The organism is Streptomyces sp. NPDC005931 (assembly GCF_042871235.1).
Classification (GTDB): domain Bacteria; phylum Actinomycetota; class Actinomycetes; order Streptomycetales; family Streptomycetaceae; genus Streptomyces.
This window is the reverse complement of sequence record NZ_JBIAIG010000001.1, coordinates 422057-437349: the sequence shown is the minus strand read 5'-3', so window position 1 is coordinate 437349 and position 15293 is coordinate 422057. Positions and strand designations below refer to the sequence as shown.

General features: G+C 74.1%; 16 protein-coding genes. 4 read left to right on the top strand and 12 right to left on the bottom strand.

Annotation, left to right across the window (positions count from 1 at the left end; genetic code table 11):
• Positions 1 to 297: 297 nt before the first annotated feature.
• From ACFYOV_RS01935 to ACFYOV_RS01920, 4 genes are all read left to right on the top strand, one after another.
• The gene (locus ACFYOV_RS01935; protein WP_389081578.1) at positions 298 to 483 is read left to right on the top strand and encodes a hypothetical protein; all 186 of its coding nucleotides are present in this window, start codon (positions 298 to 300) and stop codon (positions 481 to 483) included.
• The gene (locus ACFYOV_RS01930) at positions 480 to 2732 is read left to right on the top strand and encodes a TOMM precursor leader peptide-binding protein (RefSeq protein WP_389081575.1); all 2253 of its coding nucleotides are present in this window, start codon (positions 480 to 482) and stop codon (positions 2730 to 2732) included. Before ACFYOV_RS01935 ends, ACFYOV_RS01930 begins: the two co-directional genes overlap by 4 nt.
• A gap of 95 nt (positions 2733 to 2827) precedes the next feature.
• Complete coding sequence (locus tag ACFYOV_RS01925) at positions 2828 to 4162, top strand: sensor histidine kinase (RefSeq protein ID WP_389081573.1); 1335 nt, start codon at positions 2828 to 2830, stop codon at positions 4160 to 4162.
• A gap of 33 nt (positions 4163 to 4195) precedes the next feature.
• Positions 4196 to 4804 (top strand): DNA-binding response regulator, encoded by a 609-nt coding sequence (locus tag ACFYOV_RS01920; protein ID WP_389081571.1) that lies wholly within the window; start codon positions 4196 to 4198, stop codon positions 4802 to 4804.
• Between the two features lie 28 nt (positions 4805 to 4832).
• On the opposite strand, the gene ACFYOV_RS01915 is transcribed toward ACFYOV_RS01920, so the two are convergent.
• From ACFYOV_RS01915 to ACFYOV_RS01860, 12 genes are all read right to left on the bottom strand, one after another.
• Positions 4833 to 6068 carry an acyltransferase domain-containing protein gene (locus ACFYOV_RS01915; protein WP_389081569.1) on the bottom strand — a complete coding sequence of 412 codons (1236 nt, stop codon included), beginning with the start codon at positions 6066 to 6068 and terminating at the stop codon, positions 4833 to 4835.
• Between the two features lie 62 nt (positions 6069 to 6130).
• Positions 6131 to 7873, bottom strand: a complete 1743-nt coding sequence (locus ACFYOV_RS01910) for a fatty acyl-AMP ligase (RefSeq protein WP_389081566.1) — start codon at positions 7871 to 7873, stop codon at positions 6131 to 6133.
• A gap of 132 nt (positions 7874 to 8005) precedes the next feature.
• Positions 8006 to 8227, bottom strand: coding sequence for an acyl-CoA carboxylase subunit epsilon (locus ACFYOV_RS01905; RefSeq protein ID WP_389081563.1), 222 nt, complete (start codon positions 8225 to 8227; stop codon positions 8006 to 8008).
• A gap of 152 nt (positions 8228 to 8379) precedes the next feature.
• Positions 8380 to 8832, bottom strand: coding sequence for an anthrone oxygenase family protein (locus ACFYOV_RS01900; RefSeq protein WP_389081561.1), 453 nt, complete (start codon positions 8830 to 8832; stop codon positions 8380 to 8382).
• Positions 8829 to 9218: a SchA/CurD-like domain-containing protein gene (locus ACFYOV_RS01895; RefSeq protein ID WP_389081559.1), complete on the bottom strand. Its 390-nt coding sequence runs from the start codon at positions 9216 to 9218 to the stop codon at positions 8829 to 8831. The genes ACFYOV_RS01900 and ACFYOV_RS01895 overlap by 4 nt, the downstream gene beginning before the upstream one ends.
• A complete protein-coding gene (locus ACFYOV_RS01890; protein WP_389081555.1) occupies positions 9218 to 9961 on the bottom strand; it encodes an SDR family NAD(P)-dependent oxidoreductase in 744 nt (247 codons plus the stop codon). Before ACFYOV_RS01890 ends, ACFYOV_RS01895 begins: the two co-directional genes overlap by 1 nt.
• Positions 9958 to 10227 carry an acyl carrier protein gene (locus tag ACFYOV_RS01885; RefSeq protein WP_389081552.1) on the bottom strand — a complete coding sequence of 90 codons (270 nt, stop codon included), beginning with the start codon at positions 10225 to 10227 and terminating at the stop codon, positions 9958 to 9960. Before ACFYOV_RS01885 ends, ACFYOV_RS01890 begins: the two co-directional genes overlap by 4 nt.
• Before the next feature lie 27 nt (positions 10228 to 10254).
• Positions 10255 to 11097, bottom strand: coding sequence for a BTAD domain-containing putative transcriptional regulator (locus tag ACFYOV_RS01880; RefSeq protein WP_389081550.1), 843 nt, complete (start codon positions 11095 to 11097; stop codon positions 10255 to 10257).
• Positions 11098 to 11124: 27 nt separating this feature from the next.
• Positions 11125 to 11889 (bottom strand): thioesterase II family protein, encoded by a 765-nt coding sequence (locus tag ACFYOV_RS01875; RefSeq protein WP_389081548.1) that lies wholly within the window; start codon positions 11887 to 11889, stop codon positions 11125 to 11127.
• A gap of 101 nt (positions 11890 to 11990) precedes the next feature.
• Positions 11991 to 12830, bottom strand: coding sequence for a 4'-phosphopantetheinyl transferase family protein (locus tag ACFYOV_RS01870; RefSeq protein WP_389081546.1), 840 nt, complete (start codon positions 12828 to 12830; stop codon positions 11991 to 11993).
• 280 nt (positions 12831 to 13110) lie between these two features.
• On the bottom strand, positions 13111 to 14841 hold the full coding sequence (locus tag ACFYOV_RS01865) for an acyl-CoA dehydrogenase (RefSeq protein ID WP_389081544.1): 1731 nt from the start codon (positions 14839 to 14841) through the stop codon (positions 13111 to 13113).
• Positions 14842 to 14896: 55 nt separating this feature from the next.
• Complete coding sequence (locus ACFYOV_RS01860) at positions 14897 to 15136, bottom strand: hypothetical protein (RefSeq protein ID WP_389081541.1); 240 nt, start codon at positions 15134 to 15136, stop codon at positions 14897 to 14899.
• Between the last annotated feature and the right edge of the window lie 157 nt (positions 15137 to 15293).

The window sequence follows — 15293 nt, the reverse complement described above, 5'->3', positions numbered from 1 at the left end:
CTCCCCCTTGGGCCAAGACCGCCGGCAGATGCGGGGCGGCCATCTGGTAATCCGGCTCCGAGACTGCCATCGGGTACCGGCCACGGCCCAGTGAGCGGCGCACGACCGCGCACATGAAAATGTCATGGGTGTCCGGTGAGTGGCGCACTGCCGGACGGGCGAATTCCGGCCGCAGACTCTCGAACACGACGCCGACGCACATCGGTTCGGCTCGCAGGTTCCCTTTCCTCACGGACGTCGCCGCGTCTTGCCCGGCATCCCGTCCGGCACCGGTTTGTTCATCTACAGGGGGTAGTCGTGAACGTCACCGAAGAGCTTCTCCACTTCGCGGAACTGGCGGCCCGTACCGGGCTGGAGCCCGGGTTCGAGCAGCGCGCGGCCGGGACGACGGTGTCCGTCGAGAGCCTGAGCACCGCGGACACGGCGGTCGCGGAATGGTGCTTCTGCTACTCCGTCCTCCTGGACACCCGGGTGGGTGCGTGAGCGAGGGGTGGGCCCCGGCACACGGCCCGTACGTGGCGCTCAAGCGTCATGTACGGGCCGTGTCGGCCCCGGGAGAGGCCGTGTTCATGTGGTCCGACACGGACGTGACAGCGGTGCGGGGTACGGGCGTGCGGACCCTCGTGTCGCTGCTCGACGGCAGCCGCACCCTCCCCGAACTGCTCCGCGAGGCCGCGGCGGCCATGCCGGCCGACGAGGCGGGCCGGGTGGTACGACGCCTGGCCGAGGCCAACCTGGTGGGGTACCGCCGGGGCGCCCGGCCCGCCGCGCCCTCCGGTGCGGACTGCGCTCCGGCCGAGGCGTACTGGGACCGTGCCGGGCTGGACGGGGCCATCGCGCAGGACACCGTGCGCGGCACGCCGGTGGCGTTGGTGTGCGTCGGGGACGTGGACGGCGAGGCCGCTCGGGCCGCGTGCCGCGCCACCGGGATCACCGCGGTCGCGGGGGACGCCGACGCGCCCTTCGCGCTCGTCCTGTGCGAGGACTACCTGGCGCCCGGACTGCGGGCCGTGGACGCCCGGTTCCGGGCCGAGGGGCGGCCGTGGCTGCTGGCCCGGCCCTTCGCGGCCGAGCCCTGGACCGGGCCGGTCTTCGAGCCGGGCACGGACGCCGCGTGCTGGTCGTGCCTGGCGCACCGGCTGCGCGAGCACCGCCGTGGCGAGATGTCGGTGCGCGAGGCCCTCGGCATCGACGGCCTCGCGGTCCACCCGGCGTCCTCACTGGCCGCCGTACGGGCCATGGGGCTGCACGGCGCGGTGCTGGAGACGGCCAAGTGGCTGGCGGGCCTGCGGTGTCCGCAGCAGCGCGCGGTCTGCGTGCTGGACGGCCTCACCCTGCGCACCACCCACCACCCGGTGCGAAGACGCCCGCAGTGCCCGGCCTGCGGCGACCCCTCGCTCGTGGCCGAGCGGACGCGGCGGCCGGTGGTCCTGGTCTCCCGGCCCAAGGCCCCGGGCTCCGGCAGCAACGACCGGGCCCTGTCCGCCGAGCAGATGCTCGCCCGCCACGGCCATCTGATCGGGCCGCTCACCGGCATCGTGACCCAGGTGCGCCCCATGGCGGGGCTGCCCGAGGGGCTGCACGCCTACGACTCCGGGCACAACCTCGCGCTGAGCGGGCACTCGCCGGCCATGGTGAGCCGGGTGCTGCGGTCGCGCAGCTCGGGCAAGGGGGCAAGCGCCGTCGAGGCGCGGGCCAGCGCCCTGGGCGAAGCGGTGGAACGCTACTGCGCCGCGCGTCAGGGCGATGAGCCGACCGTCACCGACTCGTTCGCCGGGCTCGGCGCGGCGGCCGTCCACCCCAACGCCTACCAGCTGTTCCACGAGCGGCAGTACGCCGACCGGGACCGCTGGAACACCTCTCACACGCCGTTCCACCACGTGAGCCGGCCGCTCGACCCGCACACGCCCACCGAGTGGACGCCGGTGTGGTCCCTCACCGGCGGCACCCAGCGGCTGCTGCCCACCTCCACGCTGTACTTCGACTGCGCGCCCGGTGGATCCCCGGACGGGCTGTGGGCCGACTCCAACGGCAACGCGGCGGGCGCCAGCCTCGAGGACACCGTGGTGCAGGGTTTCCTCGAACTCGTCGAGCGGGACGCGGTGGCCCTGTGGTGGTACAACCGGCTCCGGCGGCCGGGCATCGACCTCGACACCTTCGACGCGCCGTGGCTGGCCGGGCTGCGGGACGCCGTGGGCCGGGCGGGCCACCGGATCTGGGCCCTGGACCTCACCTCCGACCTCGGCATACCCGTCGTGGCGGCGGTCTCCCGGCCCGCGGACGGCACCGCCGCGCACACCGTGTACGGCTTCGGGGCGCACTTCGATCCCCGGCTGGCGCTGCGCCGCGCGCTGACCGAGATGGTCCAGACGCTGCCGGCCCTGGCCTCCGGGGGCGCCGGGGGCACTCCCGACCAGCCCCATCTGCTTCCCGATCCCGGGCAGTCGCAGCGGGCCCCCGGTTCGTGGCCCCGCGCCGCCCGCAACGACGACCTGCTCGCCGACGTCGAGGACATCCGGACCCTCGTGGCGGCGCACGGCATGGAGCTCCTGGTGCTGGACCAGACCCGGCCGGACGTCGGGGTTCCGGCCGTGAAGGTGCTGGTGCCCGGGCTGCGCCCGTTCTACGCCCGGTTCGCCCCGGGACGGCTGTACGACGTACCGGTGCGTCTCGGCCATCTCGACCGGCCGACCCGCTACGAGGAACTGAACCCGGTACCCCTGCTGTTGTAGGCCGCGTGGAGGTGTTGTACAGGTCCCCGGCCCGCCATGTGTCGGCTTATAGTTCGGTCACGCATACTCCCCAACTGCATGCGAGGAGTCGACACATGGCGGGCCGTTTCCGGACTTCGGACAACGACCTCAATCACGACAACGACTTAGCGGAGGGGATGCGTCCGGACGTGCGGCGGGGGTTGCCGGCCTCCGCGGCGGCGGAGGCGGGGATCCGGGGCGGGGCACGGGAGGAGCTGCTGGCACCGCGCCTCGCGCAGGGCATCAGCGCGGTGGTCTTCTCGGGACACGGCATCATCACCCTGCTCAACGTGCAGAACGTGGTGTCGGGGACCGCCGCCCTGGCCGTCTGCACGGCAGCGGTGGTCGTGCTCTACGTGGTGCAGATCCTCCTCACCTCGCCCGGCGCCCGCAGGTGGACCACGCGTCGCAAGGCGCTCATCCTCGGCGGCCAGGTGGTCCTCACCTTCGGCCCCATGGTGTGGCTGGGCGTCGCCTGGGGAAGCATGGCGGGACCCCTCGGTGGATCGATTCTGCTTCTGCTCCCCGGCCGGTTCGCCTGGCCCTGCTACGGGCTGATTCCGCTGACGATGCTCCTCTGGTCGGCCGGGGAGGGCGTACCCGCCCTGGAAACGGGCTACTACGCCGTCTCCACCGCCCTGGCCGGACTGGTCATCTACGGCCTGACCCGGCTCACCGAACTGGTCCGCGAGGTCCACGAGACCCGCGCGGAGATGGCCCGGATGGCCGTCACCCAGGAACGGCTGCGCTTCGCCCGCGACCTGCACGACCTGCTCGGCTACAGCCTCTCCGCGATCACGCTGAAGAGCGAGCTGATCCACCGCCTGGTCCCGGTCAACCCCGAGCGGGCCCGGGACGAGGTCGCCTCGGTGCTCGGCGTCGCCCGGCAGGCGCTCGCCGACGTGCGCCTGGTGGCCAGCGGCTACCGGGACATGTCGCTGGAGGCGGAGGCCGAGTCGGTGGCCGAGGTGATGGCGGCGGCCGACGTGGACATCGAGGTGGACATCCGCTGCGGCAGGCTGCACCCGCTGGTGGACACCGTGCTGGCGACCGCACTGCGCGAGGGCGTCACGAACATCCTCCGGCACAGCAAGGTGGAGAAGTGCACCGTCAGGGCCGAGATCGTGGGAGAGGCGGTGCGCCTCGACCTCGTCAACGACGGCGTCGCCGCACCGGACCGCCCCGACTCACCGGACCGCGGCAGCGGGCTGGGGAACCTGTGCACCCGGCTCAGAGCGATCGGCGGCGAGCTGACCGCGGGCGTCGTCCCGGGCGGCCGCTTCCGGCTGACGGCGGTGGCGCCGGTCAGACCGGCGAAGGGCGAGGAGACGGCATCCCGCCCGCGGCGGCACGGGGGCGCCGGCAGTGCGGCCGACTGGACCGGGCAAGTGGACAGACCCGCTGTCTGAGCGGCCATGGATCGATCGGGGGAGAACATGGGGTTGGTGAAGATCCTTCTCGCCGAGGACGTGCACATGGTCCGCGGCGCGCTCGTCGCCCTGCTGGAACTGGAACCGGACCTCCAGGTCGTCGCCTCGGTGGACCGGGGCGACCTCATCGTGGCGTCGGCGCTCGAGGCCCGTCCCGATGTCGCCGTGATCGACATCGACCTGCCCGGCACGGACGGACTCACCGCCGCGACGGAGTTGCACGAACGGGTGCCCGACTGCCGCACCCTCATGCTCACCAGCCTCGGCAGGCCGGGAACGCTGCGCCGGGCGATGGCCGCGCGCGTCTCCGGCTTCCTGCTCAAGGACTCCCCGCCGTCCCGGCTGGCGCAGGCGGTGCGCTCGGTCGCCGCCGGGCAGCGGGTCATCGACCCCGAACTCGCGCTCAGCGCCTGGGAGGCGCCGGACAACCCGCTCTCGCCCCGGGAGACCCAGGTGCTCCGGCTCGCGGCCCGCGGCGCCGACGCCGGGGAGATCGCGGACCACCTCTACCTGACCCCCGGGACGGTCCGGAACTACCTCACGGCCATCGTCGACAAGCTCAACGCCCGCAACCGCATCGACGCCATCCGCATCGCGGAAGAGGCGGGCTGGATCCCCTGAACGCGGGCGGCCGGTACGGGAGTAGGGCTCAGATCTGCGCCAGGGGACCCGCGTCGAGGCTGGACAGGACGCCCGCCAGATCCACCGCGTTGGTCTCCGGGTCGCGGCACACCGCCAGGCACACCGGGCCGCGGGCGCCCGCCATCCGGCGCAGGAAGGGGGTCAGCACCGCCTTGGGGCCGATCTCCACGACGTGGGTGGGAGCCTGCTGGGCGAGCATCTGGCGCGCGGCGTCGGCGAACCGGACCGGCGCGGTGATCTGGCCGGTCCAGTAGCCGGTGGTCAGCGGTTCCTCGTACCGCCGCCCGTACACCGTGGAGTAGTACGGCACCTCGGGCGCCCCGCCCGTCAGGTGCCGGGCCGCCTCCTCGAAGCGCGGCGCCACCGGTTCCATCAGCGGTGAGTGGAAGGCGTGCGTCACCTGGAGGAACGTGCTGGCGATACCGACCGCCGCCAGCCGTTCCCGCACCCGCTCCAGCCCGTCGACCGCACCGGACAGCACGGTCGCCCGCGCCGCGTTGAACGCGCCGATCGACACCTCCGGCTCCGCCGCCGCCGCGTCGGCGGCCTCGAAGGGACTCGCGCAGGTGGCCATCATCCCGCCGCCCGACGGCAGGTACTGCATGGAGGAACCGCGGAAGCACACCAGCCGGGCGGCGTCCGCCAGGGACAGCGCCCCGGCGACCACGGCCGCCGCGACCTCGCCGGTGCCGTGCCCCAGCACCGCCACAGGCCGCACCCCCTCCTCCTCCAGGAGGGTCATCGCCAGCGCGTACCCGACGGCGAACAGCGCCGGCTGGGTCAGCGCCGTCTGGTGCACCCGGGGGTCACCGCCGAGCACGAGCTCGCGGACCGACCTGCCGAGGTAAGGGCCGATCGCCTCGTCGGCGTCGGCAAGATGACGCCGATACGCGGACAGGGCGTCGTGCAGCCCCGCGGTCATCCGGGGATGCTGGCTGCCCTGGCCGGTGAAGACGAACACCGCCCGCACCCGATCGGAGTGGCGCCCCATGCCCTGCCGCATCGCCAGATAGCGGGCGAGGTCGCGGACGGTCGGATGGGCCCAGATGTCCGCCGGGTCCAGCAGCGGACCGTACTCCGCCTCGATGTCCCCGAACAGGCCGAGAAGGGCGACCGAGTCGAGCCCCCAGTCGGGCAGTTCCTCGTCCTCGCGGATCTCGCGCCGTGCGTACCCGCCGATCCGCTCGGCGAGCCAGGCGGCGAAAACCCCCTCGTCGGGATCGCCCGGTGCCGCTGCACACACGTCGTCCTGCCCCCTTCCATGCCGTCGTCGGTCGTCGGTCGTCGGCTGTCGGTCCCGCCCGCCTATGCGCGCCGGCGCGGGCCCGCCGACGTCACGAGGTCCTCGTCGAGGTACTCGTACAGCGGCCGCAACCCGCCGTTGAGGAACAGCCGGCGCATCGCCGACCGCTCCACCTTCCCGCTGGTGGTGCGCCGGACCGTGCCGGGCCGCACCAGCAGCACACCCGCCACGGCCACCTCGAACTCCTCGGTGAGGCACCGCCGTACGTCCTTCGCGATCTCCTCCAGATCCAGCGCGTACCGCTGGTGCGTGCGCAACTCCTGTACCAGCACGACGCGTTCGCGCTCGCCGGGCACGGAGAAGGCGCTGCCCGCGCCGAACAGGGTGCTCACGCGCTGCACGGTCCGCTCCAGGTCCTGCGGGTACAGATTGCGCCCCGCGACCACGATCACGTCCTTCAGCCGGCCCGTGACGTGCAGCCGGCCACCGTCCAGCACGCCGAGGTCACCGGTGCGCAGCAGTCCGCCGTGGCCGTCCGCCGTCACCGCGCCGAAGCGCTCCGCGGTCGCCGCGGGGTCGCGCCAGTAACCGCGGGCGACGCCCGGACCGTCCACCCATATCTCGCCGATCCGGCCCTGCGGCAGCACCTCGTGCGTCTCCGGGTCCACGATCAGCACCCGGCCGCCCGCGCCGGCCTCGGTGCCGCAGGACACCAGGGTGTGCGCGGGGCGCCCGGGGCGCGGCTCCCCCAGCCGGCCGTGCTCCAGGGCCCCGGCGTCGACCGTCCGCTCGCCGTCCGCCGCCGGGCCGCCCGAGACCAGCAGCGTCGCCTCGGCCAGACCGTACGCCGTGTGCATCGCCCGGGGGCGCAGACCCACGCCCGCGAACCGCTCGACGAAGGCCCGTCGGGTCTCGGCGCGCACCGGCTCCCCACCGGAGACCGCGACCCGCCAGCCGGACAGGTCCAGCCCCTCGAGCTGCTCGTCGGTGACCCGCCGCGCGCACAGGTCGTACGCGAAGTCCGGGGCGCCGCTCACCTCGATGCCGTACCGCCCGATCGCCTCCAGCCACCGCACCGGGCGTCTGACGAACGCCTCCGGCGACAGCAGTACCGAGGTCGCCCCGAGCCACAGGGGATGCAGCAACTGCCCGACCAGGCCCATGTCGTGGTGCAGCGGCAGCCAGCCGCCGATCCGGGCCTCGGGGCCGGCGCCCAGCAGACCGGCCAGCGCCTCCTGGTTGGCGAGCAGATTGCCGTGGGAGACCACCACTCCGTGCGGACTGCCGGTGGAGCCAGAGGTGAACTGGAGGTACGCCACCGTGTCCGGGCCGGACGCGGGCAGCGGTGTGCCGGCCGGGCCGGAGGCCGCGTCGGCGGCCAGGCACGGCACCGAGCCGTGGCCGTGCCGGGCCAGCAGCCGGGAGACGTCGGGAGCCAGCGCGGCGTCGGTCAGCGCGACCCGCGGAGCGGCCTGCCGGACGATGCCGGCCACCCGCTCCTCGTGATGACGGTGACCGCCGGACGGCGGGACGGGCACGGCGACCGCACCCGCGTGCAGACAGGCGAGGAAGGACACGGCGAACTGGCGCGGCGAGGCGTGCAGCAGCAGCACCGGCTCACCGGCCGCGCCGTCGGCCACCAGCCGGCCTGCCAGGCGGCGGGCGGAGGCGTCGAGCGTGCGGTACGTGACCGACGCGGGGCGGCCGTGCTCGTCGCTGTCCGGCAGCAGGAGCAGGGCGACGCGCTCGGGCGTCCGCTCGGCCCTGTCGGTGATCAGTTCGGTGAAGGTGCGGTAGCCGGTCATTGGTGACCCCCTGCGTGTCGTACGGGTGCGGACGGCCCCCGTCTTCGGCGCCCGCTCACCCGCTGCGCGACCGTAGGCGTGCCGTCTCGAAGGGCACTCGACCGCGACTGGGCCGCGGGAGCGCCGCACGGATCAGGGCGCCGTCCAGCCGACACGCGGGCGGACGCGGCGCGGCGCGCCCCAGGGCGCCCGGGGCGCCGTGCCCAGCGCGCCGTCGCTCTCGTACGCCTCCTCCGCCTCGGTGCGGGCCCGCAGCCGGACCAGGAGCACGGCGGTCAGGGCGGCGAGTTCGACGGCGTCCGGGTGCCCGCGGACGACGACGAGGGCGGGCTGCGTGTCGGTGGGATCGTCCATGCCCCGATGCTGCCGCCACCGGCTCGAGAAGCACTCGGGGGCCGGAGGGGGCGGACGCGGTGGACCGGGTGGACGGGAGTGCCGGCGGTGCGGACGCGCGTCGAGGCCGCACTCCCGGGGACGATCCGGGGAGTGCGGCCTCGGCGCGAGGGTCACATCGCCGTCAGAGCCGCCGCGTTGAGGGCCAGGGCCAGGACGGCCAGGGTCGTGCGCAGATAGTGGTAGCGGCGCCACAAGGGGCGCGGATCCTCCCAGTCCGCCGGGATGGCCGCCGGGTCGGTGATCGACTTGACGCGACGGTTGATCGGCACGTTGCACAGGTGGGACACCCCGGACACGCCCAGCAGCAGCACCGCGGCGGCCGCGAACAGCGTCCGCGCGGCACCGTCGGCCACCACCGCCAGCACGGTGTCGGCGAGCGTGCTGCTCAGCACGATGACCGGCATCGTGGGGTCCCAGTTCCGGCCGAGCAGCCGGTGCGCGTACACGTACGTACCGGTCTCCATCGCGAAGAGCGCGGGCAGCACGCTCAGCGCGACGGCGAACAGCACTCCGGCGGTGAGGCCGCTGCCGATCAGGGCCGCGACGCCCAGCACCTCGGTCATGATGCCGCGGCCCCCGCGGGGTGGGTGTCCACGGTGAGCTGCGCGACCGTGCGCATGGTGGCGTTGCGGAAGTACTCGGCGAACGCGGCCGGGGAGCTGGTGTCGCGCGGCTCGGCGAGGAACGGAGCCAGTCTGGCCTCCGCCGTGTGGACGCCCTGCTGCGCGGCCATGTGCCGGCCGATCGCCGCGAAGTCGCCCTCGTAGTGGATGACCCGGACCACCACGTCGTCCTTGACGAACACCGCGGTGCCCAGCAGCCGGCCGGCCGCGGAGCCGTCCTGCCCGCGGAAGTCGGGGGTGTCGACCCGCTGGAACTCCTGGAAGATCTTGGCGATCTCGTCCTCGTGACCCGGCTTGACCCGGTACTGGATGGCTGCGTAGGGCATCAGATTCCTCCGTCGACTTCGATGGTTGTGCCGGTGACGTACGCGGCCGACTCCCCGGCGAGGAACAGCACCGGCCCCGTCACGTCCTCGGGGTGGCCCAGTCGGCCCAGCGCGGTGAGTGCGGCGAGCTTCTCGGCCACCGGATGCGGCGGCCCGCCAACGGGTTCGGTGAGGGTCACGCCGGGCGCGACCAGGTTGACCCGGACGCCGCGCGGCCCGAGCTCCTTGGCCAGGGCCCGGGTGAACCCGACGAGGGCGGCCTTGGAGGCGCTGTAGTGCACCCCGAACGGCCGTCCGCGCAACGCCACGGAAGCGCCGACGTTGACCACCGACGCCCCGTCGCCCAGCGCCCCCAGCAGCGCCTGGGTCACCAGGTAGGCGGAGGTGGTGTTGTGGTCGAGGACCCGCCGCCACTCGGTGTCGTCGAGCTCGGCGAAGGGCCGGTGCCCGTCCACGCCCAGATTGTTGACCAGCACGTCCAGACCGCCCTCGCCGAACCGGCCGGCGACCGCCCGGGCGAGCGCCTCGGCGCCCTCCCGGGTGGTCAGGTCGGCCTGCACCAGCTCGGCCTCGCAGCCCAGCCCGTCCAGCTCGGCGGCCAGCGTCTTCGCCGCCTCGCCGTCGTGGCCGTAGGACACCACGAGCCGGGCACCCGAGCGGGCGAAGGCCAGTGCCGTCGCCCGCCCGATGCCCTTGGTCCCGCCGGTGACGACCACCCGGCGCGCCCCGGTCGCAGCGGTCACCGGACCGCCCCGGCACGCGGCGCGACGCCGATCATCCGCAGCAGCATCCGCGGCGTCTCGGCCTCCGCCACGGCGTCGTCGTCCAGCACGATGCCGTACTTGCGGTTGATCACGCTGGTGACCTGGAGCAGGGCGAGGGAGTCGTAACCGAACTCCAGGAACGGGGTGTCGAGGGCCTGCTCACCCTCGAGCGCCATGCCCTCCTCCGGGGCGCCGACGCATTCGAGCAGCAGTTCGCCGAGTTCGGACAGGGTCATTTCGCTCACGATGCTTCCTCTCGCTTCCTTGACGGGTCAGTTGGCCCTCGCCAGTTGCGGGCCCGTGGAGTGCGCCGCGGCGTCCAGCTCGAGCCGCGGCGAGGAGTCGAGCACCGCACGGTGCAGGTGCTCGACGCTGGGGGAGGGGTCGAGCCCGAGGCTCTGGTTCAGGCAGCGGCGCAGCTGCCGGTAGACGGCCAGGGCGTCGCTGCGGCGCCCCACCCGGTACAGCGCGAGCATCAGCTGCTCGTGCATCGCCTCGTGCAGCGGGTGCCGGGCGGCGAGTCCGGAGAGCTCGCCGATGAGCTCATGGTGGCGACCCAGCCTCAGGTCTGCCTCGATCCGCCGCTGAAGGACGCTCATCCGCGACTCGTCCAGTCGGGTGGCCTCCACCTCCAGCAGCGGCCCGCACTGGACGTCGGCCAGCGCCCGGCCGTGCCACAGCGACAATGCCCGGCCGAAGAAGGAGGAGGCGTCGCTCCAGTCGCCCCGGTCCAGGGCCCGGTGCCCGGCCGACGCCAGGGCGTCGAACTCATGGGCGTCCAGCAGCCCGCCGTGGATGTCGAGCCGATAGCCGCCCGGCTCGGTGACGAGGACGCTCTTGGCCCCGTTCGGCAGGCCGGCGCCCTCGCCGCTGCCGTCGTCGCCGAGGGCGGCGGCGATGGCGTTGCGTATCTGCAGGATGTACGTCTGGAGGGTGGTCTGCACACTGCGCGGGGGGCTCTCGCCCCATACCTCCTCCACCAGTGAGGCCACCGAGACGACCTGGCCCGCCTGGAGGGCGAGCAGCGCGAAGACCTTGCGCGGTTTCACGGCGGTGAGGTGCACGGGCACCCCGGACAGGGTGGCCCGGAACGGGCCGAGCACGCTGATTTCCATGCGCGGATCTCCTTCGGATACGTGGGGTCAGCCGACCCGGGGCGGCGCCGCTTCCGGCCGCGCCGCCCCGGGCGCCGACGCCTCGGACCGCAGCGCCTCACCCACCGCGCGGGGCACGTCCCGGCCCCGTACGAAGAAGTGCGTGCCGCGGACGGCCGTGAACCGGAAACGGTTCGTGGTGCAGTGCTTCCAGGCGTGCACCTCCGTGGCGTTCACCAGCGGGTCGACCTCGCCCGCGAAGGCGTCGAGGGGGCACGGCAGCGCGGTCACGGGCGGCTGCCGCAGGCTCTGCGCCAGCAGCAGGTCGGCCCGCAGGGTGGCCAGGGTGCCGCTGAGCCAGCCGATCCGGGAGCGCAGCGGCGCGGGGATGCTGTCCTGACCACCCAGGGACCGGATCAGCTCCTCGTCGGGAAGCTCGGGACGGAGCAGGGTCTGGATCAGCGGGGCGGGCAGCTGCGGCGCGGAACACGCACCGACGGCCAGCAGGGCCGGCGGACGCAGTCCGGCGGCCACCCGGTACTGGGCGAACCGGTAGGCGACCAGGGCGCCCAGGCTGTGCCCGTAGAAGGCGTGCGGCTCGTCCAGGAACTCCCCCAGGTCGCTCTGGAGCTCGTCGACCAGCCGCGCGCCGTCGGTGACCCGGTCCTCGCGGCGCCTGGTCTCCCGGCCGGGCAGCCGCACCGGCAGGACGGACACGTCCGCGCCGACCCGCCGCTGCCATCCGGCGAAGGCCAGGGCTCCGGCCCCCGCGTGGTGGAAGCAGAACAGCCGGATCCCGTCCCTGCCGGGCATCGGCCGGACCGCAAGACAGCGCTGCACCCGGATCCCCCTTCGTCCGCACCTTTTCGGTCAGATGCGCGGTCCGAGCGTCACCGCAGGGCCTCGGTACCGGCTCAACTCGCGCTGGAGCGGGGGTCGGAGAGAACCGGCAGCAGAGGCAGCCCGGGCCGGGGGTCCTGCCGGTCGCCGAAGCCGGGGTCGTAGACGGCGGCACTGACGGTGTAGGCGTCCTCCACCAGCCAACTGTGGAAGGCCCACTCCTGCCCCGTGCCGGGGGTGCCGTCGGGGCGCAGCATGCGCACCCGCCGGTCGCGCGGTCCGAAACCGAACTCGGTGAACCGGAAGCGCAGTCCCTGGCCGATGGCCTTGCTGTACGCCTCCTTCAGCGTCCACAGCCGCACCAGTTCCCGGTTGCGCCGCTCCTCGGGCACCTGTTCCAGCGCCTCGAGCTCATACGGTGTGCAGGCCTTGAGCTCGGTGCCGAGTTCCAGCATCCGGCGGTCGGCCGGCTCGGTGTCGACGCCGATCCTGCCGAGCCGGGTCAGCCCGACCACGAGCAGTCCATCGGTGTGGCTGAGCCCGACGTCCAGCAGGTCGATGCCGCGCAGGAAGGGGCGACCGCCGGGTTTGTACGCCAGTTCCAGCTCGCGGGGCCGGGTGCCGAGGACGGCGCCGGCCGCGGACTTCAGCAGGAGCCGGGAGGCGAGGAAGCGGTCCCGGTTGCGGGAGGCGGGCATCCGTACGAACCGGGCGTGGTCGGGGCCGAGGTCGGCGGCGAGCGCGAGCGGGTCCGGCACGCGCGGCAGCCACTCGTCGACCAGGGCGTAGACGACACAGGTGCCGTGCTTCGCCACCGCCCGCCGTACCGGCTCCCAGGGCTCCCCGGGCCCACGGTGCCGCAACGGCCGCATGACGTCACCCGGCGGGCCGGACGGGCGGGTTGGGGGACACATGCCGGTGGACCTCCTCGAACGGACGACGCCCTGCGGCTGTGCGCCGGGGCGGCGCTGGGGTGGGGGGAGCGAGCGCTTGCGGGGTGGGGCGGGGTGGTGGCGGTGCCGGTGCCCGTGCCGGGGCGCGGCGCTGACCGTGCGGTCAGGGGCCTGTCGTCCGGATCGCGCCGCGGGGTCCGGCACCCGCAACTGCGGCGCTGTCGTCGGTTGCCGACGCTCCGCGTCGACGCCCTCGACGAGGCGCCGTCGCCTCCCCGCGTCCTGGTCCGGGCGACAGCCCCTAGCGGCCGAGGGCCGTGGCGTACAGGTCGTAGCTGCGGGCGTCGTCGAACCGGTGCAGGAGTTCGGTGAGCATCCGGTCCGCGCCGGACGTGGGGACGCGCGGTGCCGGCTTGTCGAGGCGGCAGGCGATCCGGGCGAGGGCCGTGGCCGCCCAGGCCGGGTCGGCCAGGAAGCCGGCGGCCGGGCGGTTGCGCCAGACGCCGAGGCAGGCCGCGCCGGCGACCAGCAGGGCGTAGCGGTCGGCCAGGGCGTAGGCGCGGGGGCTCACGGGGCGGCCCCGCGGCCGGTCGGCGAGCCGGGCGCACTCCTCGCGCAGCATCCGCAGATGCGTCACGAGGACCGCGGCCGCCTCCGCCAGCGCGTCGCCGAGTTCGCCGGCCGCCTCCCCGGCCGCGGGACGAGCCGCCTCCTCCAGGGAGCCGAGCAGCGAGTCCCGGTCGGGGGCGAGGTGGTGCTCCTCCGGCCGCAACGGGGGCAGCCCGGCGTCGAAGGGCCGGAACAGCCCGCCGACCGCTCCGGCGCCGCCCGGCCCGGCGAGCGTGGGCAGCCGCAGCAACTGGGCGATGATCACCGTCCTGCTGGCCGAGGTGCCCGCGCTGCCCAGACCGATCATCGGCAGGTCGCGGGCGGTCTTGTGGAAGATCCCGTAACTGCCGCCGCTCGCATACGCCTCGGCGCCCAGCACGATCGACAGGTCGTCCATCGTCTCGTTGAGGATCGTCGGCAGCAGGTACTTGGCGACCGCTCCCAGCGTCCGGCTCTCCCGGGGCAGCAGATGCGCCGCCCGGGTGGCGACGAGCGAGAGGCAGTCGCAGACCAGCAGATCGGCGAAGGCGTCCACCAGCGCCCTGCGGGTGCGGGCGGAGTGCAGCGAGGCCCGGCTGCGGGAGCGGCGCGAGCGGGCGAACGCGGTCGTGGTGCGCAGGGCCGTGTCGGCGCAGCCCAGGGCCATGGACAGCCCCGCGCCGCGGGTGAGCGGGAAGACCTGCTCGGCCAGGCGGACGCCGCAGCCCGCCGACGAGACCAGCCCTCCCGCGGCCAGCCGATGGCCGTCGAAGGCGAGCCCCTGGATGGCACAGCCGCGCACGCCCACCGTGTCCCGGCGGGGGAGCAGCGTCATCCCCGGGCCGTCGGCCCGTGCCGGGCCGGGTGCGAGGAAGGCGCTGAGACCGTCCGGTGTGTGGGCGAACATCACCAGGGCCTCGGCGCGGGCCGCGTTGTTGACGGCCTCCTTGCGGCCGCTGAGGCGGTAGCCGTCCCCGTCCGGCGCCGCGACGAGCCGGTTGCGCAGGAAGTCGTTGCCCTGGGGCGGCTCGGGGTAGGCGCACGCCATCCGGCCGCCGGACAGCAGCAGGTCGGCCGTGTCCCGGCGCTGGCGCGCCGAGCCGCCGGCCCAGACGACGACCGCGGCCAGGTACGAGGTCAGCCCGTAGCCGAGGCCGAGTGCCGCGTCACGCCGGAACACCGCGCGCAGCACCCGGGCCAGGGTGTCCAGACGATCGAGCCGGCCGCCCAGGTCCCTCGGCACGAACTCCGCGTTCAGCCCGAAGGAGTCGAGCAGCCGCTCGGCGGCGGGCAGCAGCTGCCGGCGTTCGTCGGCGGCGAGGAACTGCTGTGCGCCCAGCGGATTGCCCGGGTCGTCGAGATCGGAGAAGTCGTGCTCGAGCCGGGCGATGCGTTCCTGGACGGCGGCCTCCGTGGAGTCCACCGTGTTCATCGCCGTGGTCATGGCGTTCCTCCGTCCTCGTTGCGGCCCTCACGAGCCCCTGCGCGACCGGCACGGTTCAAGACGCGCTCAAGGTCGTCCGGCCAGACTCCGTCACATCGCTCCTGCCGGGGACGGGCGCCGGGACCACCGGCCGCGGGTCCGGCGCGACGTCGTACCGGTACTGCTGCCAGAACGGGGTCTGGTCGGCCGGCAGCCATATCGAGCCGTAGGCCACCAATGAGTTCCAGATGGGCCGCAGCAGCCGCTCGAGTGCGACTCGTGCGACGGTGCCGCCGTGGTGTCCGCTTGCGGGCATGTGTGCCTTCCCTTCTCCGAATGGGTGAAGGCCACGATCGCCGCGGCGGCTCGGTGGACCCTCGAGGAACTCTCGGGCCTACGGCGCTGTGCCGGGCCTCGAGCGGGATTCGAGCGGGGTGTGCTCGGATGCCCCGAGGCACGCATGGCCGGGACGA

Excerpts from the sequence above, each read along its gene's own strand:
- ACFYOV_RS01870 (WP_389081546.1), bottom strand. The coding sequence starts at position 12,830 with ATGTGTCCCCCAACCCGCCCGTCCGGCCCGCCGGGTGACGTCATGCGG.
- ACFYOV_RS01905 (WP_389081563.1), bottom strand. The coding sequence starts at position 8,227 with ATGGACGATCCCACCGACACGCAGCCCGCCCTCGTCGTCGTCCGCGGG.
- ACFYOV_RS01875 (WP_389081548.1), bottom strand. The coding sequence starts at position 11,889 with ATGCCCGGCAGGGACGGGATCCGGCTGTTCTGCTTCCACCACGCGGGG.
- ACFYOV_RS01865 (WP_389081544.1), bottom strand. The coding sequence starts at position 14,841 with ATGACCACGGCGATGAACACGGTGGACTCCACGGAGGCCGCCGTCCAG.
- ACFYOV_RS01900 (WP_389081561.1), bottom strand. The coding sequence starts at position 8,832 with ATGACCGAGGTGCTGGGCGTCGCGGCCCTGATCGGCAGCGGCCTCACC.
- ACFYOV_RS01880 (WP_389081550.1), bottom strand. The coding sequence starts at position 11,097 with ATGGAAATCAGCGTGCTCGGCCCGTTCCGGGCCACCCTGTCCGGGGTG.
- ACFYOV_RS01910 (WP_389081566.1), bottom strand. The coding sequence starts at position 7,873 with ATGACCGGCTACCGCACCTTCACCGAACTGATCACCGACAGGGCCGAG.
- ACFYOV_RS01860 (WP_389081541.1), bottom strand. The coding sequence starts at position 15,136 with ATGCCCGCAAGCGGACACCACGGCGGCACCGTCGCACGAGTCGCACTC.
- ACFYOV_RS01895 (WP_389081559.1), bottom strand. The coding sequence starts at position 9,218 with ATGCCCTACGCAGCCATCCAGTACCGGGTCAAGCCGGGTCACGAGGAC.
- ACFYOV_RS01925 (WP_389081573.1), top strand. The coding sequence starts at position 2,828 with ATGGCGGGCCGTTTCCGGACTTCGGACAACGACCTCAATCACGACAAC.